We start from the raw sequence: 621 nt of genomic DNA, 5'->3' as shown, positions 1-621 counted from the left end.
TCAAGAGCCTTTTCGACGGCTTCTACCACCTCTACCCCAGCCTCGAGCAGCGATGGGCATACTATGCGCGATACATCGACTTCATGCTGCGCGAGCTGGCCTCGCAGCCCTATCTCGACCTACGGTCCCTCATCGGCCATAAGGACTACTTCATCCTGAGCACCAATGTGGACACCCAGGTCGAGAAGACGTTTCCCACCGAGAGGGTCTGCAACTATCAGGGAAGCTTCGCGCACCTTCAGTGCAAGCAGCCATGCTGCGACGAGCTCTTCGACGCGAGCCCCTACGTCGAGCGCATGCTCGCGGGCATGGCGGGGTTCGAGGTCCGCAGCGAGGATGTCCCCCGATGCCCGCACTGCGGCTGGCAGCTTGTGCCGTGGGTGCGCGACGACACGTTTCTGCAGGGTGCGGCATGGCGCGAGAGCCTCGGACGATACGAGCGCTTCGTGCGCGAGCGCAGCGATCGCCGCGTGCTGTTGCTGGAGCTCGGCGTGGGCGAGATGACCCCCGGCATCATCACGCTCCCGTTCTGGAGCATGACCGCGAAGCTGCCGGATGCGCACCTGCTGAGCGTAAACATCTCGGGCGGCTCGGCTCCGCTGCAGCTCGGAAGCAAGGCAG

At 64.1% G+C, this 621-nt stretch carries 1 pseudogene; it reads left to right on the top strand.

Features of this window, described 5'->3' with window-relative positions:
- Positions 1-83: 83 nt before the first annotated feature.
- A pseudogene (locus DXD77_RS10450) lies at positions 84-621 on the top strand (hypothetical protein); the annotation flags it as partial.

Source organism: Collinsella sp. TM09-10AT, assembly GCF_003436275.1.
Taxonomy (GTDB): Bacteria; Actinomycetota; Coriobacteriia; order Coriobacteriales; family Coriobacteriaceae; genus Collinsella.
Note: the sequence above shows the minus strand (reverse complement) of the source record. Positions and strands in the feature narration are given on the sequence as shown.